Genomic DNA, 22307 nt, shown 5'->3' on the forward strand with positions numbered 1-22307 from the left:
TGAAAATTTCCGTCGGAGCGAAGCTCAGGCAGCGGGAGGACAGGTCACGCCGCGGCCTCCGGGCAGGTGACCGTCGGGATGCCCCTCAAGTTCCGGATTGGGATCGTAGAACGGGCCGACGACCAGCGGCTTGTCGGGCAGCACCGACTGGTCCTGCGACGAAGCCATGGTCGTCTCCAGCGCCTGCATCAGTTCGCCCTTGGCATTCTCGATGCGGATCGACACCTTGTAGGGCCTGTCCTTGACCACGCATTCGAGGGGCGGGCTGTTGATCGTGACCTTGTCGTTGAGCGGCCATATCTTCTGGCGCACGACGATGGCCGCGCCGCCCGCGGGGTTTTCGAATGTCGTGATTGCGACCTCGCCCTCGCCGACCGGCTTGAGCGGCTTAAGCGTCACCAGATATTGCACTGTCGCGACCCGGTAGTTGAATACGAACAGCCGGCCGGACAGCTCGAAATGTTCCCCCTCGCCGCCGCTTTCGCGGCAGCCAGCCAATGCCAGCGACACAAGCGCCGAAAGGGCAAAGGTAGCACGCAAGAATCCACCTTTAGGCATTCTGCACCTCCTTGCGCCTGCTGTAATGGCGCCGCGCCTTCTGGCGGTTGCCGCAGACGGCCATGTCGCACCAAAGCCGGCTGCCGTTGCGGCTGCGGTCGACGAACAGCCAGTTGCAGTTGGGGCAGATCCGGAGCCGGGACATGGTGCCGGCAGACAACAGCGACAACGCCGATACGGCGAGTGCTGCCTCGAAGGCCAGCGGTTCCGGCGCAGCACCGAAGGGCGCATCGGCGCTCAGGCTTTCGCGCGCCCCAGTGAGTCCGTTGGCACAGGCGTTGAGGAAACCGGGCATGTCTGCCGTGGCCAGAGCGCCATCGACAACACTGCGGCGCATCAGGCGGTCGGTTGTTTCACGGATGGAAATCACCTTGCCGGCAATCGCCTGTGGGTCGGGGGCGGCAAGCACCCTGCCCTTGAGCTCGTCGGCGCGCAAGACACTGGCGGCCGCGGCGAAGCGGGCGATCTCCGAGGGGTCGTCGAAACGGTCGAAGCTGCGCTCCGCGTCGCCGCGCAGCACCACCGTGTTGGCGGTGTCGAGCGCAAGCACGCCGCCGGAGAAACGATGCCGGGTCCAGGAAACTGCCATGCCCAAATCTAACTGGTAAACGCAATTTGACAAGTTAGAATCACGAGCGCAATCTTGCGCCACGGGACAGCTCCCTGCGCCGCCGGACAACGCATGCTCTATTTCCTGCAACAGCTTCTCAACGGCGTGCATTCGGCCGCGATCTACGGCCTGCTGGCCTTCGGCTATGCGCTGGGCAACGGCCTGCTCCAGCGTACCAATCTCGCTTATGGCGGCATCTTCGCCTTCTCGGGCCAGACGATGATCCTGGCCGCCGTCTACGGCTACCAGGCGTTGTGGCTGACGCTGCCTTCGACAATCGCCTTCGGCATTGTCGTGGCGCTCGCCTACGCCACGCTGGTGAGCCGTGTGCTTTCGCACTCGGTCTTCGCCCCGCTCGCCGGCCGTTCGCCCAACGCGATCGTCGCCGCCACGCTCGGCGTGATGATCGCCTTGATGGAACTCAGCCGCATTGCCGCCGACACGCACGACTACTGGCTGCCGCCGATGCTGGCGACGCCGGTGGTCTTTGCCTCTGGCGGCAATTTCGTCGCGACGATGACAGTGATCCAGCTGATCAATACGGCGACGGCAGCAACCGTCATCATCTGGGGCGCCGCCAAGCTGTCGCACTCAAGTTTCGGCCGGAACTGGCGGGCCGTCGCCGACGATCCTTTCGCCGCAAAACTCTGCGGCATCGACACTACAAAGGTGTTTCACCGCGCCTTGCTGTTCGGCGGCATGTGCGCCGGCCTGGCAGGTGTGTTGGCAGCACTTTACTACGGCAATCTCGGCTTCGGCGCCGGCCTGGTCTACGGCCTGAAGATCCTGTTCATCACCGCGGTCGGCGGCTACTACGCACCGGGAAAGGCAGCACTCGGTGCTGCCGCCTTCGGCATCGCCGAGTCGCTATGGGCCGGCTATTTCCCGATCGAATGGCGCGACGCCTGGATGTATGGCCTGCTCGCGGCGATGCTGGTGTTGACCGGCGACCGCAAGGACGCGCCAAGCCCGGCTGCCTGACCGCGAAAATCGTCTTCGACTTTGGTCGCATGCCGCGCGGCCTGTGGGCCTTTTCCTCGTTTTGCCACCTTCGCAGCAATTGACGAGTACCGCTCGTTATGTTGACGCCGGCCCCATGACCGGCATACCCATGGCATCGGGAGTGCCGAAAAAAGAACGTCGGGGAACAACGGCTGCCCCACACAACCTGGGAGGAATGCATGGCAGGGCTTCTCGCTCTATCCAGAGCCATTGACCGTATCAACGAAGCGATCGGCAAGACGGTGGCGTGGGCGATCCTGCTCGCCATCCTCGTCAGCGCAGGCAATGCGGTGATCCGCAAGGCATTCAACATGTCGTCCAACGCCTGGCTAGAACTGCAGTGGTACCTGTTCGGTGCCGCCTTCATGCTGGCAGCCGCCTACACGCTGAAGCAGAACGAGCACATCCGCATCGACATCGTCTACGGCATGTTCTCGCGCCGGGTGCAGCATTGGATCGACCTGCTTGGCCATATGCTGTTCCTGATGCCCTTCGTCATCCTGATGATCTTCTACTTCATCCCCTATGTCAGCCTGTCGTTCCGTTCCGGCGAGATGTCGTCGAGCGCCGGCGGCCTGATCCTGTGGCCGGCAAAGGCGCTGCTGCTGATGGGCTTCATCCAGCTCGGCCTCCAGGGCATTTCCGAGATCATCAAGAAGATCGCCATCATGCGCGGCGACATGGAGGATCCGACGCCGTTCATCTCCGCGCACGAGCAGGCTGAACTCGAAGGCAAGGCGCTGGCCGACGAGGTACGCTCATGATCGAGTTCATCGCCCAGAACATGGCGCCGATCATGTTCTTCTCGTTGATCGTGTTCATGCTGCTTGGCTACCCGGTCGCATTTTCGCTCGCCGCCAACGGCTTGCTGTTCTTCTTCATCGGCGTCGAACTCGCGCCCTACTCGAATGGCTCGATCAACTTGTCCTGGCCATTGCTCTACGCCCTGCCCGAACGCTTCTGGGGGGTCATGTCGAACGAGACGCTCCTGGCGATCCCCTTCTTCACCTTCATGGGCATCGTGCTTGAGCGATCAGGCATGGCCGAAGACCTGCTCGACACCATTGGTCAGTTGTTCGGACCGATCCGCGGCGGCCTGGCCTATGCCGTCATCTTCGTCGGCGCGCTTCTGGCAGCGACCACCGGCGTGGTGGCCGCCTCGGTCATCGCCATGGGCCTGATATCTCTGCCGATCATGCTGCGCTACGGCTATGACCGGCGTGTTGCCTCCGGCGTCATCGCCGCGTCAGGCACGTTGGCGCAGATCATCCCGCCCTCGCTCGTGCTCATCGTGCTCGCCGACCAGCTCGGTCGCTCGGTGGGCGACATGTACAAGGGCGCGCTCATCCCCGGCCTGGTGCTGACCAGCATGTACATGGGCTACATCCTCTTGATGTCGATCATCCGGCCGAAGTCGATGCCGGCGCTGCCGCTCGATGCCCGTACGCTTGGCCACGGCGTGACCTCGCTGTTTGCGGCATTGGTGCTGGCAGTGGCGATCGCCTATGCAGCACATGTCTATCTGTCGCCAACACATGGCGCCAACGCCGACATCCTCGGCGCCTGCGTCGGTGTCGTCGTCATCTACATCGCGGCCATCCTCGACCGCGGCCTCAAGTTCAACCTGATGTCGCGGCTGGCGCAGCAGGTGATCATCGTGCTGATCCCGCCTCTGGCGCTGATATTCCTCGTGCTCGGCACCATCTTCCTCGGCATTGCGACGCCAACCGAAGGCGGTGCGATGGGTGCGGTCGGCGCGCTGATCATGGCCGCGGCAAAGGGTCGGCTGTCGTTCGACGTCGTCCGCCAAGCGCTGGCATCGACGACCCGGCTATCGTCCTTCGTGCTGTTCATCCTGATCGGCGCCCGCGTCTTCTCGCTGACCTTCTATGGCGTCAACGGCCATCTCTGGGTCGAACACCTCTTGGTGTCGCTGCCCGGCGGCGAAGTCGGCTTCCTGATCGCCGTCAACGTACTGGTATTCCTGCTGGCCTTCTTCCTCGACTTCTTCGAGCTGGCCTTCATCATCGTGCCGTTGCTGGCGCCCGCCGCCGACAAGCTCGGCATCGACCTGATCTGGTTCGGTGTGCTGCTCGGCGTCAACATGCAGACCAGCTTCATGCATCCGCCGTTTGGCTTCGCGCTGTTTTACCTGCGTTCGGTGGCGGCGCGCGTGCCTTATCTCGACCGTATCACCGGAAAGAACATCCAACCGGTGACGACGGGCCAGATCTACTGGGGCGCCGTCCCCTTCGTCTGCATCCAGATCATCATGATCGGACTGACCATCGCCTTCCCGCAGATGGTCATGCATTACAAGGGCAAGCAGGTCGATCCGTCGACGATTGAGATCAAGATGCCCGAAATGCCGGGGCTCGGCGGTGGATTGGGCGGCGGCCTCGGCCTGCCTCCGCTCGGCGCGCCTGCCCCCGCCCAGCCAGGGACAGCGCCGGCGCAACCGGGCACCGCCCCGGTTCAACCGGCGGCTCCGGCAAACGATCTGACGAAGCCACCGAGCTTCAACTGATCCTCAAGCAGCAAAAAGGTGCCGAAAGGCGCCTTTTTCTTGCCCCTCCGGCAGGCTAGGCCGACCCGGCTTGCGTAACCAGAAGCCCGCCCCGTCGCCGCAGGAAGGCGGCGTCGGCTTCTGAACCGGCAAGGTCGATGCCGACCGCATAGGCTACCGCGGCTTCGCTGAGATGCCCCGTCCGCGACAGAAGCTCGGCGCGCGCCGCATGATAGGACTGGTAGTCCTTGAGTTCGGCCGCGAGCGTATCGAGCGAGCGCGATGTGGCCTCCGGCCATCCCGCTTCCGACAGCGCGACCGCCGCCTGAGGCGCGCGACAGCGGTCGGCTCGAGCCGCAGCAGGCTGTCATAGAGCAGCACGATCTGCGGCCAGTGGGAGACCTCTCCCTGCACGTGGCAGGCGGCAATCGCCGCCTTGATCTGGTACGGGCCGAGTGCGCGGCGCTGCATCGCCATCTCGATCAACCCGAGACCTTCGTCGATCTGTGACCGGTTGCATTTGGTCCGGTCCTGGTCGGCCAGCGCGACCGTCACCCCGTTGGCATCGACACGGGCATGGCCTCCGTTGGCCGGGCCGACGGCATAGCCTGAAGTGTAGATGTGGTAGATGATGGCAAGCACTGACTGCAACCGTGTTGCCCATTCGTCAGGCCCCGGCCGCGCGACGGCCTTTGTCCCTGCTCGTCTCGGCGTCGAGAATGACGCGCGATCTCCGTCGTCGAAAGGCCGCCGCTGGTCCGCGGCGTGGGTGCGACCTGCGATTTGGTTTCCGACGCAGGATGGCAGCAGGTGAAGATCAGACGCAGGCGTTCGTCGAGGTTACGTCGGGATCCTCGGCGGCCTCGCCGCGGACCAGCGGCTTGACGTCATCGACCTGGCGCGCTTCCGACCTGTTCTGCCTGATGCGGTCGACCACCTTGCGATAGGCGGCCTGGAGCCGCCAGCCTTGCGGCGAATGCGGGCACGCCGTTGCGGCTCCAGTGCGAAACCGCCGACACCAACGCATCCTGAAAGGCTTCCTCGGCGAGCGGGAAGCTGCCCAGACGGGCGATCAGGGCGGACATCGGCCGCCTCCGGTTTGAGTTGCCTATGAACCAAGAACGGAAGCCATGAGGTGGCCGAAAAATGGCCGGTTCGGTACGTTCGGTCACTTCCCTCTCTGTGGAAGCCTGCCCACCGCATCGCGAGAGGACACACGGCCGGACCGCGATGGCACTAGCCGCGCGACCGACGGGTCTAAGACAACCCTTCACGATCTCCGGTCGTCACCGGCGTCCTGAACGCAACGGAAAAGCCCCGGGGCGTGCAAGGTCCCGGGTTTCGGACGGCTGCTGGCGGCAAACTCTCATTTGCCGTCAGCTCGGCGCAACGGACGCGTTTCTCGGCTCAGAGCGCCTCGGTGCGCTGCTGGACCATCATGAAGGTGTCAAAGGTGTATTCCGACAGTTGCGCCCAGAGATAGGCGTCCTTGCGGAAGGCGACCTGGCTGTCGAATATCTTCTTGAAGTCGGCATTGCTGGCCGAGATCTCGCCATAGGTCTGGTTCGAGGCCTCGAAGCAGGCCTTCATGACCTCCTGGCTGAACGGCCGCAACTGGGCGCCATTGGCCACCAGCCGGCGAAGTGCCGCCGGGTTCTTGTAGTCATAGGTCGCCATCATGTCGCAATTGGCGGCCTGGCATGCCGAGGTGAGCGCCACCTGGTACGGCTTGGGCAGTTCCTGCCACTTGGCAAGGTTGACCAGGGCATGCAGCGTCGGCCCGCCCTCCCACCAGCCGGGGTAATAGTAGTAGGGCGCAACCTTGTGGAAGCCGAGCTTCTCGTCATCATAGGGACCGACCCACTCGGCGGCGTCGATGGTGCCTTTCTCCAGCGCCGGATAGATGTCGCCGCCGGCAATCTGCTGCGGCACCAGTCCAAGCGTTTCCAGCACCTTGCCGGCGAAGCCGCCGACACGCATCTTGAGGCCCTTGAGATCGGCGACGGTGTTGATCTCCTTACGGTACCAGCCGCCCATCTGGGCCCCGGTGTTACCACAGGCGAGCCCGTACAGGCCTTGCTTGGCGTAGAACTCGTTGAGCAGGTCGTGGCCGCCGCCGTGGTAGATCCATGCGTTCATCTGACGGGCGTTGAACATGAAGGGCACCGCCGTCGCAAGCGCAAATGTCGGGTTCTTGCCCCAGTAATAGTAGGACGCGGTGTGGCAGCATTCGACGGTGCCCGCCGCCGCGGCATCGGCCGCCTGCAGTCCGGGAACGATCTCGCCGGCGGCAAACACCTGGATGTTGAAGTTTCCGTCGGTCGCCTCGCGCACGTATCTGGCCATCGTCTCGCCGGCGCCATAGATGGTGTCGAGCGCCTTGGGGAACGACGAGGTGCATCGCCAGCTAACCTTGGGCAGTGATTGCGCGATTGCCGGTGCTGCAAGCAGCGCGGCGGAAGCGGCTGCGCCCGCGCCGGTAACGCCGGCCTTGCGAATAAAGGATCTGCGGTCCATTCCTGAACTCCCATTGTTGTTGACAGTGAGTGCGTGGAACGGCGCCGGGCCCCTGATTGTTATGATCGGCGCCACCGCACACGTTACACGCGGCAGTAGAAAACGCCACTGGCAGAGCAGGTGTCCGGAAACAAAAAAAGACCCCGGAGCAATGCCCCGGGGCCCTTTCTAAACAGGCGGAAGCTTAGAGCTTGCCGTTGCGCTGCTGGATCATCATGAAGGTGTCGTAGTTGTATTCGGCGATCTGGGCCCACAGATAGTGGTCCTTGCGGAAGCCCTTGATCGAGTCCCAGATCTTCTTGAAAGCCGGATTGCTGGCTTCCATCTCCGCATAGACCTCGTTGGCCTTGTCGAAGCAGGCCGAGAGGATTTCCGGACTGAACGGACGCAGTTGCGCGCCGTTGGCAACCAGGCTCTTCACCGCCGTCGGGTTGAGGAAGTCGTACTTCTGCAGCATGTTCGCGTCCGCAGCTTGGGCAGCCGTGCGCAGCAGTGCCTTGTAGGCTGCCGGCAGTTCGTCGACCTTGGCCTTGTTGAACATGAAATGGACCGTCGGGCCACCTTCCCACCAGCCGGGATAGTAGTAGTAGGGCGCGACCTTCTGGAAGCCGAGCTTCTCGTCGTCATACGGGCCAACCCATTCGGCAGCATCGATGGTGCCCTTTTCGAGCGCCGGATAGATGTCACCGCCGGCGATCTGCTGCGGCACCACGCCGAGCCGCTCCACGACCTTGCCGGCGAAGCCGCCGATGCGCATCTTCAGGCCCTGCAGGTCGGCGACCGTGTTGATCTCCTTGCGGAACCAGCCGCCCATCTGCACGCCGGTGTTGCCGCCGGGCAGACCATAGAGACCCTGGGTCGCCAGGAATTCGTTGAACAGGTCGATGCCGCCGCCATGATAGTGCCAGGCGTTCATGCCGCGTGCGTTGAGCGCAAACGGCACGGCCGCACCCAGCGCCCACGTGGGGTCCTTGCCCCAGTAATAATATGCCACCGTGTGGCAGGCTTCGACCGTACCGGCGGTCGTGGCGTCGGCCGCCTGCAGGCCGGGCACGATTTCGCCGGCAGCGAAAGGCTGGATGGTGAAGTTGCCGTCGGTGGCTTCCGACAGGTGCTTCGACAGGACTTCAGCACCGCCATAGATGGTGTCGAGCGACTTGGGGAAAGACGACGCGAGCCGCCATGTAATCTTGGGATTGGACTGGGCAATCGCCGGTGCCGCGAGCGTCGCAGCGGCCGCGGCCGCTCCCACGCCGGTGGTACCGGCCTTCCTGATAAATGAACGGCGATCCATCAAAATCCTCCCATAGTGGACCGAAAGACATGCGACGCTGGGGAAATATTTGGCCTCCCACCACTCACGCCGACCGCGACAATACACGGCGAAGGGGATGAGTAAAGCACGCCCGAGAGGGCGGAGAAGCTTTGGCCGCGCAAAACGCTGCGGCAGCGCAAGCATCTAAAACTATAGTCTAAGCCCGCCCGGCCTGGCACATACGAGATGTGCAAACTTGTGTTGGAAAAGCGCCTCGGGATCGCCTATTTTGTAGGCAAGGAAACAGCCTGCTTTCCACAAGGATTCGAACCCCATCATGCACCAGCCGCTCGTCGCCGTTTCGTCAGACGTCAAGCAGTTCGAGAACTACACCTGGCATGCGGCGCCTCAGCAATATCTCGAGGCGGCGATCTCGGGCGCCGGGGTGCTGCCCGTGCTGGTGCCCAATTTCGGCGACCGCCTCGACCTCGATGAGCTGCTCTCGTCGGTCGACGGCGTCATGCTGACGGGTTCCAAGTCAAACGTCGATCCTCGCCTCTATGGCGAGGAAGCGACCGAAGCGAATGGCCCCTACGACTTCGCCCGTGACTCGACCACCATGCCGCTGATCCGCAAGGCGATCGAACGCGGCGTGCCGCTGCTCGCCATCTGCCGCGGCATTCAGGAGCTCAACGTGGCGCTCGGCGGTTCGCTCGCCACCGAGATCCAGGAGCGCGAAGGCATTGCCGATCACCGGGCTCCGGTCAGCGACAACCAGGACGAACGCTTCGCCATCCACCAGGTGGCGACCATCAAGCCGGGCAGCTGCCTTGCCGGCGTGTTCGGCCCAGGCGACATCCTGGTCAACTCGGTCCACCGCCAGGCGGTCGAGCGCCTGGGATCGAAGCTTCAGGTCGAGGCCGTAGCGCCTGACGGCACAGTGGAAGCCGTGTCGGTTCGAGACTCGCGTGCCTTCGCGGTCGGCGTGCAATGGCACCCCGAATACTGGGTCAAGTCCGACGACGTCTCGCAACGCATCTTCAAGGCATTTGGCGATGCGGTTCGCGCGCATGCGATCGCCCGGACTGCGGCACGGGCCGCGGCGGAGTAGTCGACTACGTTCCGCCGACGACCGGGTTCGATCAGAACTTGTAGCTGACGCCGAACCGCACTGCCTGGGTCTTGAGCTCGGTGACGTGGTTAAAGCCGCTGTCGGTGGCAGGGTTTTCTGTGAAGCTGCCGAAATCCGTGTAGCGATAGTCGATCCGGGTCGTCCAGTTGCGCGACAGCGCGTACTCCACGCCGCCGCCGACGGTCCAGCCACTCTTGGTGTGCGTCCAGCGGTCGGCGTCGCCATCGTAGGTGGTTTCGATGCGGGCGACGGCGAGTCCGCCTGTTGCGTAAAACAGCGCCGGACCGACCGAATAGCCGAGGCGCGCCCGCAGCGAGCCCTGAACCTCGATCTGGTTCTCCACCAGCCCGGCGTAATCGGATTCGACCGCCCCCTTCGCCCCGGACACCTCGAGATCGGCCTCTGTGCCAACGACCAGCTGGTTGAACGCATGATTGTAGCCGACATGGATGCCGCCCAGGCCGCCATTGGCGTTCCACGAATCCCGCCAGTCTGTAACCCCGGTTTCACGGCCGACATTGTGGCTGTCGACATCGCCCCAACCGTAGCCGGCCTGGGCTCCGACATAGAAGCCCGACCAGTCGAACCCGGGCTCGACGCTCGCGGCATCCGCCGCCATCGCGTTGCCCGCAGCGGCAAGCAGGATTGAAGAAACGAGAAGAATCGATCTCAAGATACACCCCCAAGTAGATATCATGCGGGCGATACATCCTTTTTGATGCAGAGGGAAGACACCCTACGGGGGAAGCTGCACACGTACACAACCTTATGGTGCGCAAGCGCAACATGTAACGATGGTCTAATATGACAGCTTGGAGACGCTTCGGCTGTCCTCACCCACGGGATCGAGGCGCCAGTGTTCCCGATGGGTCGTCAGCAGCCTTGTCCGGACTTTGGCGCGATTGCGTGTTCCTTCGGCTTTCCTGTGGACTGCCTGACATGCAGCTCGGACTTGATCAGTTCCTGCGACGGGCGGCGCGACGGCCGACTTAGCGCACGCCGTTCCAGCGCCGGCGTCACGATCTGCGCTTCCGCAAGGTCATAGCCGATGGCCGAGACGTCGATGCTCGGCACGAGGCCGGCGCGCGCAAGGCCGTCGGGTCGATGGCGACGAGGTCGTGCCAGCAGCAGACGGCAGCCGGCCTGTCCTTCAGCGCCCGGCGCGTCCTGATCGGGGGACAGGTCGATCCCAGACAGGTTGGCTCAGCTAGATTCTTGCCGTCACATGCCCGGTCTCGGGTACCGGCGTCAGCGCCCGGCGCGCATGTGAAAACCACGAAAAGATGTTGTCGGCCGCAAGGTCGGCCATCGCTTTCCGGGTATGAACTGTGGCGGAGGCCACGTGGGGCAGCAACGTAGCGTTCGGCAAGTCGATGAGGGCCTGCGGCACGTTGGGCTCGTCAGCGAAGACGTCGAGGCCGGCGGCAAGGATCGTGCCTTTCGACAGGGCATCGACAAGCGCTGCCTCATCGACGGTGGCGCCACGGCCGACATTGACGAAAACCCCGTTGGCGCCGAGCGCCTCGAAAATGCCGGCATCGACAATCTTTGCGGTCTGCGGCGTGGCAGGCGCAACCGACACAAGCGTGTCGACAGACAAAGCCAGTTCCTTCAGCGTCGGATGGTAGGCGTACGCCAGGCCCTCGACCGGGCGGCGGTTGTGGTAGGCGATCGGCAGTCCGAAAGCTTCGAGCCGGCGGGCGATGGCACGACCGATGCGGCCCATGCCGAAGATGCCGATGCGGCGGCCGCGCAGCGTGCCCGGCGTCAGCCGATAGCCGCCCTCGCTGACCCAGCGCCCGTCGCGCAGCCATGCCTCGGCCCGCGGCAGTTCGCGCACCGTGTTGATGAGCAGGCCGACCGCAGCGTCGGCAACTTCTTCGGTAAGGACATCGGGCGTGTTGGTGACCATGATGCCGCGCAAGCCGGCATGGCGCGCGTCGACACCATCGTAGCCGACGCCGAAATTGGCGATGATCTCGAGATTGGGCAAAGCGTCGATGAACGCCGCATCGACCTGTCCCGCCGAGGCTATGCCACGCACCCTTGCCTTCATCTCCTCTGTCAGCAGCGCGGGATCGCTGGATGCCAGATGGACAAGAGAAAATGCCGACCTGAGTCGCTCGGTGACGCGGGGGTGCAGCAGTCCGGGAATCAGGACTGACGGCGCCTCGATGGCTGGCACAGTCATGTGCGCTCTTTGGGCTTTCCCGTCGACTGCCTGACATGCAGCTCGGGCTTGATCAGTTCCTGCGACGGGCGCACCGACTGGCCGTTGAGCTTGTCGAGAAGCGCGCTTGCCGCTCGACGGCCGACCTCGCGCTGGCCGTTCCACACAGTGGTCAGCGCCGGCGTCGCGATCTGCGCTTCCTCGAGATCGTCGTAGCCGGTGACGGAAACGTCGATGCCCGGCACGAGGCCGGCACGCGCGATGCCGTTCATCAGGCCGATGGCGACGAGGTCGTTCCAGCAGCAAGCTGCGGTCGGCTTGTCCTTCAGCGCCAAGAACTGTCCGGCCGCCTCGAAGCCGCCCTGCTTGGTGCGCGGTCCGGCGATGCGCCAGGTCGGCAACACTTCCAGGCCCGCCGCTTCCATGGCGTTGAGATAACCCTGATAGCGGTGGCGGCCGGTCGAGGTCTGGTCGGTGCCGCCGATCATGGCGATGCGCTTGTGGCCGAGCGAGATCAGGTGGTTGGTGGCAAGCGCCGTGCCATAGGCGTCGTCGCCGCGAAAAACGGGCACCTCTGCACCTTCGACAGAGCGCGCGATCAACACCGCCGGCAGGCCGTTCTCCTCGGCCATGATGATATCCTCGGGCGGCGTGCCGATGGCCGGCGACATGATCACGCCATCGGCGCCGAGCTGCAAAAGCGTGTCGACGAAGGTGCGCTGCTTCTCCAGATCGTCATAGTGGTTGGAGAGAATGAAGGTCTGGCGGCTGCGGTCGAGCTCGCTCTCGATGGAGCGCAGGATCTCAGCATAGAACGGATTCATGATGTCGTGGACGACGACGCCCACGATGCCCGAGCGCGAGGTGCGCAAGCTGGCGGCGCGGCGGTTGTAGATGTAGCCGATCTCGCGGGCATGCTGCTTGATGCGATCACGGGTGACGTCGGCGACAAGAGGGCTGTCGCGCAGCGCAAGCGACACGGTCGCGGTCGAAACGCCGAGCGCGTCGGCTATCGTCGAAAGCTTGATCTTCTGAGCCAGCGGGCCCTCCATCCGCAAGCGTGGCCGGACGGTCTTTTAAACCGTTTAAAGCCGTATGCCATTGTTCAACGGCAAATCAAAGCTTTTTTGCCAGCTCTTCGGTTTCGGCACTCGGCGCGGCGCGGTTCCGGACCCTCAGCGTGTGCTCGCGGTGGATGATGTAGAGGCCGCTGGCAACGATGATCGCGGCACCGGCAAGCGTCCAGCGGTCGGGCAACTGGTCGAACACCAGCCAGCCCAGGATGATCATCCAGACCATCTGCAGATAGGGGTAAGGCGCAAGTGCCGTGGCAGAGGCGCGCTGGTAGGCCTTGATCAGCAGCCAGTGGCCGAAGCCGCCGAAGACGCCGAGCCCGAACAACACCAGCCAGTCATAAAGATGTGCCGGCAGCGAACCGGCGAGCGGCACGGCCGGCAGCATGAAGAGCGCAGGAACCACTGCCGAATAGAGGATCAGGCTCTCGGCCGTCTCGCGCCTGCCCATCAGGCGCGTCATGATGGTGTAGAGCGACGAGCTCAGCATGGCGCAGAGCGAAAAGATGTGCCCCATGTCGAAGCCGCCGAAGCCCGGCCGGGTGATGACGAGCACGCCGATGAAGCCGACGAAGACCGCGAGCCATCGCCGCCAGCCGGCCCATTCGCCAAGCAGCGGCCCGGCAAGGGCGGTGATGACCATCGGGCTGGCGAAGTTGATCGACACGGTTTCGGCCAGTTGCAGGGTCTGCAGCGCGAGGAAATTGAAGATCGTCGAGCCGAACATGAAGACGGCGCGCAGGATCTGCAGCCACAGGCTCTGCGGCACCAGCCGCTCCGGCCGCTCCCAGGCCTTGAACAGCACGAGCACGATCAGCGCATGCACGGCAAAGCGCACCCAGGTGACGAAGGGTGCCGCCATGCCTGATGTGACGAGATGCTTGGCGCTGGTGTCGAGGAAGGAAAACACCAGGCCCGAGGCAAATATCAGCAGGATCGCCGATGATGGCGTTGCGGTTTCTGCTGGTTTTTGAGGAGACACGCTGGCAGGCCGGGCAAATGACTAGGGATGCTTGGCTATTGCGCCGATCGCGGTTGCCCGGCAAGGCAAAAGACGTGGACCAGGCTATTTTCCATCCCGGATACCGGGATGGAATGTCTCTGCCGTGACGGTTACTCCGCCGCTTCGGCTTCCACTTCGGGCTCGACCTCGGTCGTGCCCTCGACGTCGGCGGCAGCCTCGTCGTCGATCAGGGTCAGGTCGGACAGGTTGGCCTCGATGCGCAGAAGGAGCTTGGAAAGCTGCTTGACGTCCTTCTTGTCAAAACCTTTGAGCGCTTGCTTTTCGGTCTTCTTGACCGACTTTTCGACGGCGCGGATGGCGTCACGGCCGGTCTCGGTGAGGAAGATGTGGGCCTGGCGGGCGTCGGTGTCCGATGCGCGCTTTTCCAGGAATCCCTGGGCCTGCAGCCGGTTGATGGTCTTGGTGATGGTCGGCGGCCGCACGCCGAGGCGAGAAGCGAGCTGGCCGGGGGTCTGGCCGTCATCATCGTGCAGCGACAGCATGATCTGGTCCTGGCCGGCATAAAAGCCATGCGCCAGAAGCCGTGCGGCCAGCGAGGTGCGCGCCAGTCGGGCGACCTGGTGAAGCCGGCTCATCGCCGCGCCTTTGTTGGACTTGGACATCCGCATCTCCTGCGCCACGCCTCGTACCGTGATGGCCGAGAATAGTTGCTGCGTGGCCCTTTGCAATCGACCGCACGGGAGATTGTTGCCTGCTCGTTTTGCCGGCAACCGACCACCCGCACGAGCGCTCTGTGCCAGACGCATGTTACAGTTCGATGACAGATACGCTTCGCCGGCAAATCTTCCGGGCGATAGACGTCATCCTGCCCGTCTCACGGCAACGATCATCAGCGCCTCGTAGGCGGATGCGGCTTCGCGCACCGTGCTCTGCACGCCGGAACCGGCGCGGCGCAGTATGCCGTCGTCGGCGTTCATCGTGTCGCGTTGTCCGCCACGCTGATTGTAGGGCGCCCTGGTCGAGAAGATCTGCTCGCTGAGATCGTCGGGAAAGAACATCTGCCCGGTCATGGCCCTGCCCTCCTCCGGAAACGCCTTGAAGTGAATGTGGGTGGTGCGACCGCGGTACCAGCCGGGATAGATGGTCTGGAAAGTCGCGATGCCGGCCGTGTCGGCCCGCTGCCAGCCGCGCAGGAATTTTTCGCCTGACGTATCGACGTCGCGATTGTCGCCCTGGCCGGGATAGCCGGAATAGTGCCCCGTGGCATCGCAGTGCCAGAGGTCAACACGCGCGCCCTCGATCGGATTGCATGCTTCATCGACGATCTGCAGGCGTACGGTGAGGCCGACGCCTTCGCGGCCTTCGGTGATCTCGCTGCGCTCGAGCTCCGGGTCGAAATAATAGGGGCCTTCGGTGGTTTCGGGTGTAATCGAGCAGACGCCGGCTTCCGGCAAGAGCAGCGAGCTCGCTTGCGGCGAGGCTTGCTTCGCAAACAGCTGCACCGGCACGAGCGCGCTGCCGCCCGCCGTCACCGCAATCAGGCCAAGTGCCCGGCGGCGGTTGAGTGTGCTGGGGAAAGGTGCCTTGCGCATGGCTGGGTGTCTCCACGAATGGGTCGGCAAGCCCCTTGCCTGACCGTCAATCTAGGTGCGGTCGCACCTCGCTCCCAATGAAACTTCCGTAATGTTCATCAGGTGGCGCCACCGTGCCGTTTGAGACGTGCAAAAGCTTGGCCGGCATCCTATATGAGGCCTCTATTCGATCCCGAGGACGACCATGACCGAAACCCAGACCCAAATCCCCGTCACCGTGCTGACCGGCTATCTCGGTTCCGGCAAGACGACGCTACTCAACCGCATCCTGTCCGAGAACCATGGCAAGCGATATGCGGTCATCGTCAACGAATTCGGCGAGATCGGCATCGACAACGACCTGATCGTGGAATCCGACGAGGAAATCTACGAGATGAACAATGGCTGCGTCTGTTGCACCGTCCGCGGCGACCTGATCCGCGTCGTCGAAGGCCTGATGCGCCGCCCGGGCCGTTTCGACGCCATCGTCGTCGAGACCACCGGCCTCGCCGACCCGGTGCCGGTCGCCCAGACCTTTTTCATGGACGACGACGTCCGCTCCAAGACCAAGCTCGACGCGGTGGTGGCGCTCGTAGATGCCAAGCACCTGCCGCTGCGCCTCAAGGACAGCCGCGAGGCAGAAGACCAGATCGCCTTCGCCGACGTCGTCGTGCTGAACAAGACTGACCTGGTTACATCAGACGAGCTGCGCGACGTCGAGGCTGCCGTGCGCGCCATCAACCCGTCCGCCAGGATCCATCGCACCACCCGCGCCGGCGTGGCGCTCGACCAGGTGCTCGACCGCGGCGCCTTCGACCTGAAGCGCGTGCTGGCCGACGACCCGCATTTCCTCGACGCCCATGATCATGACCACCACCACGATCATGAATGCGGCCCGAACTGCGACCATGACCACCATCATCACCACCACGATCATGACCATCATGATCACGACCACCACGAGCATGGCGCGGTGTCGCCGATCCACGACGTGACGGTGCAGTCGGTATCGCTGCGCGGCGGCGAGATGGATTCCAAGAAGTTCTTCCCCTGGATCGAGAAGATCACCCAGATGGAAGGCCCCAACATCCTGCGCCTCAAGGGCATCATCGCCATCAAGGACGATCCGGACCGCTACGTCATCCAGGGTGTGCACATGATCATCGAAGGCGACCACCAGCGTGCCTGGAAGGACGACGAAAAGCACGAGAGCCGGCTGGTGTTCATCGGCCGCGAACTCGACGCCGAGCGCCTGAAGCGCAGCTTCGAGGCTTGCCAGGCAGCCTAGCCATCGGAAAACCCACGGCCCTCGATGTATCGGGAGCCGGTCGCTTGCCTCGCCTCAGATGCGAGCTGAGCGCCAGCGTCGACCCAGTGTCGAAGTTGACGCTTGCTCACCCTGTCCTTAGGGGTGAGGACAAATCAGCACCGGAAGTTTTACAGCCCATGCCGACAGTCGCCCCGCTTGATCTCGACGGACATTGCGTCACTGCAAGCTTCCTCGACGACATTCCCTTCTTTGCGCTTGCCGACGGCATGGTGCACTGGCTCGACCATGGCCAGAAGTCGGTCAGGCTGCATGACGGGCTGCTGTCGGCGACGACGACGGCCAAAAACGACCTGATGATCTCGGGCGGCGAAGACGGCAAGGTGATGACGCTGACCTCGGCCGGCGTTACGGCTGAACTGGCGAGCGTCGGCAAGAAGTGGGTGACGTCGGTCGCTTCAGGCCCGCAGGGAGCCGTGGCTTACGCCAGCGGCCGCAATGCCTGGGTGCGCTTCGCCGACGGCAAGACCAAGGAGTTCGCCCACCCGCGCTCGGTCGAGGGCGTGGCCTTTTCGCCGAAGGGCATGCGCATCGGCGTTGCCCGCTACAATGGCGCGACGCTGCATTTCCCCGCCGCCGACGGCACGCCGACCGAACTGCAATGGGACGGTGCGCATACCGGCATCACGTTTTCGCCCGACGGCGCATTCCTGGTGACCACCATGCAGGAAAACGCCCTGCACGGCTGGAAACTCGTCGATGCCAAGCACATGCGCATGACCGGCTATCCCGCCAAGGTGAAGAGCCTGTCGTGGAGCGCCAAGGGCAAATGGCTGGCCAGCTCCGGCGCGCCGGCGGCGATCGTCTGGCCCTTCACAGGCAAGGACGGCCCGATGGGCAAGGCGCCGCTGGAACTCGGCACGCGCGGCAACACCATGGTGACCTCGGTTGCCTGCCATCCGAGCGAAGACATCGTCGCCATCGGCTATGAAGACGGCATGGTGCTGGCGGTCCGTTTTGCCGACGCCAAGGAAGTGCTGCTGCGCCGCCCCGGCAAGGGCGCCATCACCTCGATGGCCTGGGACAAGGAAGAACGCCGTCTCGCCTTTGGCAGCGCCGCCGGCGATTGCGGCGTCATCGACATCACCGGCTAGCACAATTCCAGGGAGAGACGTGAAGCGGCTTTTCCTGGAATGATGCGGATTCCGCGCGAAACTCAGCCGGCGCGTACAGCCCCCGCCGGCTTGCGCCGCAGTGCCAAGCCGTCGCGCATATTGAGCGACAGAAGCGCAATGTTGAGGGCTCCGGCCGCCAGCTCCAGTGTCTGCACGATGATGAAGGCCGTATCGAAACGGCCTTCCGCCGCCCAGCCGGCAAGTACATAGGCCGACGGCAGCAGCACCAGCAGGCCATTGGCGGCGATGATGCGCATGCGCCGCTTCTTGTGCTGGACGCCAGGGCGCCTCCAGCCCTTGCCGAGCGAGAATCCCGTGCCACCGGCAATGATCATCGCCGGGATGAGCACCACCATGCCGGCGAGAATTACGGCCTTTGCCGTGGCGATGATCTCGGCGTTGGCGGTTAGTTCAGCGGCAATTGTGGCAATCCAGAAACAGCTGACAGTGAGCAAGGCAACCCCGCCGGCCGCGGCATGAAGTTTCGCTTTCATCGTCGAATCTCTAGTTTACATAGCAAGCTATATATCGTTGCATAGCATGCTATTCAACAGCTATTCCTCGCGGCATGGCTTTTCAGAAAGAACGCTCCGCCGGATATCTCGCCAACCAGATGGCACGCCTGTTCGCCAAGGGCCTGCACGAGCGCATCCGCCCCCTCGACCTGGCGCCGGCGCAGTTCATGACGCTGCTGGCATTGTGGGACGAAGATGGGCTGACGCAGATCGAACTGGTGCGGCGCCTCGACGTCGAACAAGCGACGATGGCCAATACCCTGACCAGGATGGAGCGTGATGGGCTGATCGAACGGCGCGCCAACCCGGAGGACGGGCGCTCGCAGGCAATCCACCTGACGCCAAGGGCAAAGGCGCTTCGCGACCCGGCCACGGCTGCCGCCCGCGCCCAGAACGCAGCTGCCCTGGCGGACTTTTCCGAGGAGGAACGGGAAACCTTCCTGGCACTGATGCGGCGCGCCATCGCCGCCATGCACAAGGACTAAACGCGCGCCTGCGGGACAAGCGCGTCGGCCTATCCGGCCGGACTATTCGACCAGGCAGGTGGCCCGGCCGGTGAAATTGTAGGTCTTGCCGTCGCCGCCGGTGGCGTCCGTCATGTCGAACACCGTGACCGAATACTGACCGATATAGTCGCCCTCGTCGCCTGACTTGGTCCGGACCGTGATCTCGAGATAACCATGCGGTTTGTCGGATCCGCGCTCGCGGTAGACCACCATGCGCAATTCCTCGCCGTCGAGCCAGTATTGCGCGAGATGGTCGCGCTCGAAGCTCATCTTGCGCAGGTCCTGCGAAATCGCCTTGTGGGAAATCTCGATTTCGCCGCGGAAGTTGAACACCGGGCTGCCCATGCCGCGAGTGACGCCACTCTCGATGGTCAGCTTCACTGCCTCATCCTTGGCACCGCAAGAGAGCCCGCCAGAGGCACCGGCCGGGCCCGCCGCAAGCAGGATCGACATGGCAGTCATCATAGCACGCATCGCTCATCACCCCCAAAGCACAGTGTCATGATCGCCATTGCGATCGATGGGTCAAGATGGCCGCGCTGAGCCAACAGAGACCCTTGCAACGGCCAGTTGCCGTTTGTGGGAACGGCTGGCTAGAGTGGCGCCCGTCTGTCCAATGGGAGCCATGATGAACCGTATCGAACGACCTGAAGCCACCGAAGGCGGCGTGCCTTTGTCGCGCATCGCCGAACTTGCAGCGACGGAGGCGGACATCTTCCGCCGCGCCCGCCCAAAATCGGAGGCCGCGGTGGGCAACGGCATGGCCGGGTTCTTCAACGGCGTCCCGATGCACTGGATGAAAGACTGGCCGACGCCCTTCCCCATCCTGGTCGACAAGGCGAGCGGCGCCACGATCACCGACATCGACGGCATCAGGCTGGCCGACTTCTGCCTTGGCGATACCGGCTCGATGTTCGGTCATTCACCGGCACCCGTCGCCCGTGCGATTCGCCGGCAGGCGGCCCGCGGCCTGACCTACATGCTGCCGTCGGAGGATTCGCTCACGCTCGGCCTGCTGCTGGCAAGGCGCTTCGGCCTGCCGCATTGGCAGATCGCGACGACAGCCACCGACGCCAACCGCTTCGCCCTGCGGGTCGCCCGCGCCATCACCGGCCGCGACAAGATCCTCGTCTTCAACGGCTGTTACCACGGCTCGGTCGACGAGACGATGGTGCGGCTCGACGGCGGCAAGCCGATCAACCGCCCGGGACTATCAGGCGAGTTCCGCGATCTCACCCAGCGCACCCGCATCGTAGAGTTCAACGATCTTGCGGCGCTGGAGAAGGCGCTGAGCCATGGCGACGTCGCCTGCGTCATATCAGAGCCGGTGCTGACCAATTCCTGCATGGTGCTGCCCGAGCCGGGCTTCCTCGAAGGCGTGCGCACGCTGACGCGGCAAGCCGGCACGCTGCTCCTGATCGACGAGACCCACACCATCTCGACCGGCCCCGGCGGCTATACAAGCAAGCACAATCTCGACCCCGACCTGTTCGTGCTCGGCAAGCCCGTCGCTGGCGGCGTGCCGGCCAGTGTCTGGGGCATGAGCGAGGAGGTCGCCGCCCGCTACGCCGCCTACAATGCCACCAAGGAGCCGGGCTATTCCGGCATGGGCACGACGCTGTCGGCCAATCCTCTGCAGTTCGCGGCGATGCGCGCCACGCTCGAAGAGGTGATGACGGAGGCGGCCTACGCCCACATGGAAAAGCTGGCCGAACGGCTGGCCACGGGGCTCGACAAGGCGATCCGAAAACGGAAACTGCCTTGGCACGTGATGCGCGTCGGCGCCCGCGTCGAATTCATCTTCGCCCCCGGTCCGCTGCGCAATGGTGGCGAGGCCGAGCATGCCCACGCCTCCCGGCTGGAGGCTGCCATGCATGTGGCGCTGGTCAATCGCGGTGTCCTGATCGCGCCGTTCCACAACATGATGCTGGTCTCGCCGGTGACGACAGCGCGGCAGGTCGACAAGCTGATCGCAGCTTTCGACGACATTGCCGCCCGTCTTGCGGTATGAGACAAGGCAGAAGGACAATCGAGTGACATCATGACATCACCTTCCGGCTCGACCGTCGACGAAGCGAGAGCCTTCCTCGACGCGAACCCCGACATCGAAGCCTTCGATATCGTGCTGACGGACGCCAATGGCGTCGGCCGCGGCAAGATCATCCGCCGCCACGAACTGATGGGACTTTACGAAGGCGGGCGCCACCTGCCCATCTCCATCCTCGGCCTCGACATCACTGGCGAGGACGTCCACGAGACCGGGCTGATCTGGGATTCCGGCGATGGCGACCTCCGCGCCTGGCCGATACCTGGCACGCTGAAGCCTTTGCATGGCACCAGCCCCGCCCGCGGCCAGGTGCTGATGTCGATGTTCCATCTCGACGGCGCGCCAATGACTTCGGACCCTCGTCTGGCGCTGAAGCGACAGGTCGACAGGCTGGCTGAAAAGGGCCTCTATCCTGCCGGCGCCTTCGAGCTCGAGTTCTTCCTGCTCGCCAACGAGCGCGACAGCGACGGCAAGGTCCAGCCGGCCCGCGCCGTGCTCGATGGCCGCGCCTCCGGCAAGACCGAGGTCTATTCGGTCGATCACCTGCATGGCATGGAGCCGCTGTTCTCCGACATCTATGCCGCCGCAAAAGTGCAAGGCATCCCGGCCGAGACCGTGATCTCGGAATATGCGCCGGGTCAGTACGAACTCACCTTGCGCTACCGCAAGGACGTGATGCAGGCGGCCGACGACCTGTTGATGCTGAAGCGCCTGGTGCGTGCCCAGGCCCGCCGCCATGGCGTCACTGCCTGCTTCATGGCCAAGCCGATCGAGAAATATGCCGGTTCGGGCATGCATTTTCACGTCTCTCTGCTCGACAGCGACGGCAACAACGTCTTCACCGAGGCCGCGGAAGGCACCTGGGAGCCGAAGCTGCTGCATGCGCTCGGCGGCCTCGCCGAGACGATGGCGGAATCGATGCTGGTGTTTGCGCCGCATGCCAACTCGTGGCGTCGCTTCGTCTCCCAGTCCTACGCACCGGTGGCCCCCACCTGGGGCGTCAACAACCGCTCGGTGGCGCTGCGCGTACCGGCGGGCGACGCCAGGAACCGCCGCATCGAGCACCGTCCCTCCGGCGTCGACGCCAACCCCTATCTCGTCGCCGCGACCATCCTCGCCGGCATCTCGAAGGGGCTGGAGGAGCAGCTCGATCCTGGCCCGGAAACGTCTGGCAACGGCTACGAACAGGCCGAAGGTACTGAAAGCGTGATGCCACCGGACTGGCGCTCGGCGATCGAGGCGGCGAAAGCGTCGGAGTTTCTCCGTGAGGCGCTGGGCCACGACCTGCACCGCACGTTTACGGCGATCAAGGAAAGCGAATATTTCCGCGTCGCCCGCACGGTGAGCGAGCTCGACTACCACCTTTATCTGCACGAGGTGTGATCCCCGGGAATGGCGGTTGATCCGCCATCCACTCCAGACGCGTCGTTCACAATTTG

General features: G+C 63.9%; 23 protein-coding genes and 1 pseudogene. 9 read left to right on the forward strand and 15 right to left on the reverse strand.

Annotated features, from left to right (window positions below):
* Nucleotides 1-24 precede the first annotated feature (24 nt).
* Both Amn_RS22340 and Amn_RS22345 read right to left on the reverse strand, forming a co-directional pair.
* Complete coding sequence (locus tag Amn_RS22340; RefSeq protein ID WP_286291990.1) at nucleotides 25-558, reverse strand: hypothetical protein; 534 nt, start codon at nucleotides 556-558, stop codon at nucleotides 25-27.
* A complete protein-coding gene (locus Amn_RS22345; RefSeq protein ID WP_067958120.1) occupies nucleotides 551-1147 on the reverse strand; it encodes a CGNR zinc finger domain-containing protein in 597 nt (198 codons plus the stop codon). Before Amn_RS22345 ends, Amn_RS22340 begins: the two co-directional genes overlap by 8 nt.
* Nucleotides 1148-1240: 93 nt before the next feature.
* On the opposite strand from Amn_RS22345, the gene Amn_RS22350 reads away from it, so the two are divergent.
* The 3 genes from Amn_RS22350 (at nucleotide 1241) to Amn_RS22360 (ending at nucleotide 4697) form a co-directional block, all read left to right on the forward strand.
* Nucleotides 1241-2149 carry a branched-chain amino acid ABC transporter permease gene (locus Amn_RS22350; protein ID WP_286291994.1) on the forward strand — a complete coding sequence of 303 codons (909 nt, stop codon included), beginning with the start codon at nucleotides 1241-1243 and terminating at the stop codon, nucleotides 2147-2149.
* Between the two features lie 200 nt (nucleotides 2150-2349).
* A complete protein-coding gene (locus tag Amn_RS22355) occupies nucleotides 2350-2934 on the forward strand; it encodes a TRAP transporter small permease subunit (RefSeq protein WP_067958116.1) in 585 nt (194 codons plus the stop codon).
* A complete protein-coding gene (locus Amn_RS22360; protein ID WP_182575206.1) occupies nucleotides 2931-4697 on the forward strand; it encodes a TRAP transporter large permease in 1767 nt (588 codons plus the stop codon). Before Amn_RS22355 ends, Amn_RS22360 begins: the two co-directional genes overlap by 4 nt.
* Before the next feature lie 153 nt (nucleotides 4698-4850).
* Here the strand turns inward: Amn_RS22360 and Amn_RS22365 are convergent, their stop codons facing one another.
* From Amn_RS22365 to Amn_RS22380, 4 genes are all read right to left on the reverse strand, one after another.
* The gene (locus Amn_RS22365; protein WP_157097018.1) at nucleotides 4851-5327 is read right to left on the reverse strand and encodes a hypothetical protein; all 477 of its coding nucleotides are present in this window, start codon (nucleotides 5325-5327) and stop codon (nucleotides 4851-4853) included.
* Nucleotides 5328-5493: 166 nt separating this feature from the next.
* Nucleotides 5494-5703, reverse strand: a complete 210-nt coding sequence (locus Amn_RS22370; protein WP_067958110.1) for a hypothetical protein — start codon at nucleotides 5701-5703, stop codon at nucleotides 5494-5496.
* 380 nt (nucleotides 5704-6083) lie between these two features.
* Entirely contained in the window at nucleotides 6084-7193 is a 1110-nt protein-coding gene (locus Amn_RS22375; RefSeq protein WP_067958108.1) for a TRAP transporter substrate-binding protein, read from the reverse strand.
* A gap of 184 nt (nucleotides 7194-7377) precedes the next feature.
* Nucleotides 7378-8487 carry a TRAP transporter substrate-binding protein gene (locus Amn_RS22380; RefSeq protein ID WP_067958106.1) on the reverse strand — a complete coding sequence of 370 codons (1110 nt, stop codon included), beginning with the start codon at nucleotides 8485-8487 and terminating at the stop codon, nucleotides 7378-7380.
* A gap of 298 nt (nucleotides 8488-8785) precedes the next feature.
* Here Amn_RS22380 and Amn_RS22385 point away from each other — a divergent pair, with 298 nt between their 5' ends.
* Nucleotides 8786-9559, forward strand: a complete 774-nt coding sequence (locus Amn_RS22385; protein WP_067958105.1) for a gamma-glutamyl-gamma-aminobutyrate hydrolase family protein — start codon at nucleotides 8786-8788, stop codon at nucleotides 9557-9559.
* A 31-nt stretch (nucleotides 9560-9590) separates the two neighbouring features.
* Here Amn_RS22385 and Amn_RS22390 read toward each other — a convergent pair whose 3' ends face one another.
* From Amn_RS22390 to Amn_RS22420, 7 genes and pseudogenes are all read right to left on the reverse strand, one after another.
* Entirely contained in the window at nucleotides 9591-10253 is a 663-nt protein-coding gene (locus Amn_RS22390; protein WP_286292002.1) for an outer membrane protein, read from the reverse strand.
* A gap of 200 nt (nucleotides 10254-10453) precedes the next feature.
* Nucleotides 10454-10737, reverse strand: a pseudogene (locus Amn_RS22395) (transcriptional regulator); the annotation flags it as partial.
* A gap of 50 nt (nucleotides 10738-10787) precedes the next feature.
* Nucleotides 10788-11771 carry a 2-hydroxyacid dehydrogenase gene (locus tag Amn_RS22400; protein WP_067958101.1) on the reverse strand — a complete coding sequence of 328 codons (984 nt, stop codon included), beginning with the start codon at nucleotides 11769-11771 and terminating at the stop codon, nucleotides 10788-10790.
* Complete coding sequence (locus tag Amn_RS22405) at nucleotides 11768-12802, reverse strand: LacI family DNA-binding transcriptional regulator (RefSeq protein WP_067958100.1); 1035 nt, start codon at nucleotides 12800-12802, stop codon at nucleotides 11768-11770. Before Amn_RS22405 ends, Amn_RS22400 begins: the two co-directional genes overlap by 4 nt.
* 64 nt (nucleotides 12803-12866) lie before the next feature.
* Entirely contained in the window at nucleotides 12867-13805 is a 939-nt protein-coding gene (locus Amn_RS22410; RefSeq protein ID WP_157097017.1) for a DMT family transporter, read from the reverse strand.
* A gap of 131 nt (nucleotides 13806-13936) precedes the next feature.
* Complete coding sequence (locus Amn_RS22415; RefSeq protein WP_067966171.1) at nucleotides 13937-14449, reverse strand: MarR family winged helix-turn-helix transcriptional regulator; 513 nt, start codon at nucleotides 14447-14449, stop codon at nucleotides 13937-13939.
* Nucleotides 14450-14647: 198 nt separating this feature from the next.
* A complete protein-coding gene (locus tag Amn_RS22420) occupies nucleotides 14648-15379 on the reverse strand; it encodes an intradiol ring-cleavage dioxygenase (protein ID WP_067958097.1) in 732 nt (243 codons plus the stop codon).
* A gap of 184 nt (nucleotides 15380-15563) precedes the next feature.
* Between Amn_RS22420 and Amn_RS22425 the strand changes: the two genes are divergently transcribed.
* Together Amn_RS22425 and Amn_RS22430 are read left to right on the forward strand one after the other, a co-directional pair.
* The gene (locus tag Amn_RS22425) at nucleotides 15564-16646 is read left to right on the forward strand and encodes a CobW family GTP-binding protein (RefSeq protein ID WP_067958095.1); all 1083 of its coding nucleotides are present in this window, start codon (nucleotides 15564-15566) and stop codon (nucleotides 16644-16646) included.
* 158 nt (nucleotides 16647-16804) lie between these two features.
* Nucleotides 16805-17779 carry a WD40 repeat domain-containing protein gene (locus Amn_RS22430; RefSeq protein WP_192314635.1) on the forward strand — a complete coding sequence of 325 codons (975 nt, stop codon included), beginning with the start codon at nucleotides 16805-16807 and terminating at the stop codon, nucleotides 17777-17779.
* 62 nt (nucleotides 17780-17841) lie between these two features.
* On the opposite strand, the gene Amn_RS22435 is transcribed toward Amn_RS22430, so the two are convergent.
* Entirely contained in the window at nucleotides 17842-18294 is a 453-nt protein-coding gene (locus tag Amn_RS22435; RefSeq protein ID WP_067958087.1) for a hypothetical protein, read from the reverse strand.
* A gap of 74 nt (nucleotides 18295-18368) precedes the next feature.
* Between Amn_RS22435 and Amn_RS22440 the strand changes: the two genes are divergently transcribed.
* On the forward strand, nucleotides 18369-18800 hold the full coding sequence (locus Amn_RS22440; RefSeq protein WP_067958085.1) for a MarR family winged helix-turn-helix transcriptional regulator: 432 nt from the start codon (nucleotides 18369-18371) through the stop codon (nucleotides 18798-18800).
* A 42-nt stretch (nucleotides 18801-18842) separates the two neighbouring features.
* Here Amn_RS22440 and Amn_RS22445 read toward each other — a convergent pair whose 3' ends face one another.
* The gene (locus Amn_RS22445; protein WP_286292010.1) at nucleotides 18843-19274 is read right to left on the reverse strand and encodes a hypothetical protein; all 432 of its coding nucleotides are present in this window, start codon (nucleotides 19272-19274) and stop codon (nucleotides 18843-18845) included.
* 172 nt (nucleotides 19275-19446) lie between these two features.
* Between Amn_RS22445 and Amn_RS22450 the strand changes: the two genes are divergently transcribed.
* Together Amn_RS22450 and Amn_RS22455 are read left to right on the forward strand one after the other, a co-directional pair.
* The gene (locus Amn_RS22450; protein ID WP_371818624.1) at nucleotides 19447-20832 is read left to right on the forward strand and encodes an aspartate aminotransferase family protein; all 1386 of its coding nucleotides are present in this window, start codon (nucleotides 19447-19449) and stop codon (nucleotides 20830-20832) included.
* Nucleotides 20833-20862: 30 nt separating this feature from the next.
* A complete protein-coding gene (locus tag Amn_RS22455; RefSeq protein ID WP_182575207.1) occupies nucleotides 20863-22251 on the forward strand; it encodes a glutamine synthetase family protein in 1389 nt (462 codons plus the stop codon).
* Nucleotides 22252-22307 lie beyond the last annotated feature (56 nt).

Source organism: Aminobacter sp. Y103A (assembly GCF_030294925.1).
Classification (GTDB): domain Bacteria; phylum Pseudomonadota; class Alphaproteobacteria; order Rhizobiales; family Rhizobiaceae; genus Aminobacter; species Aminobacter ciceronei.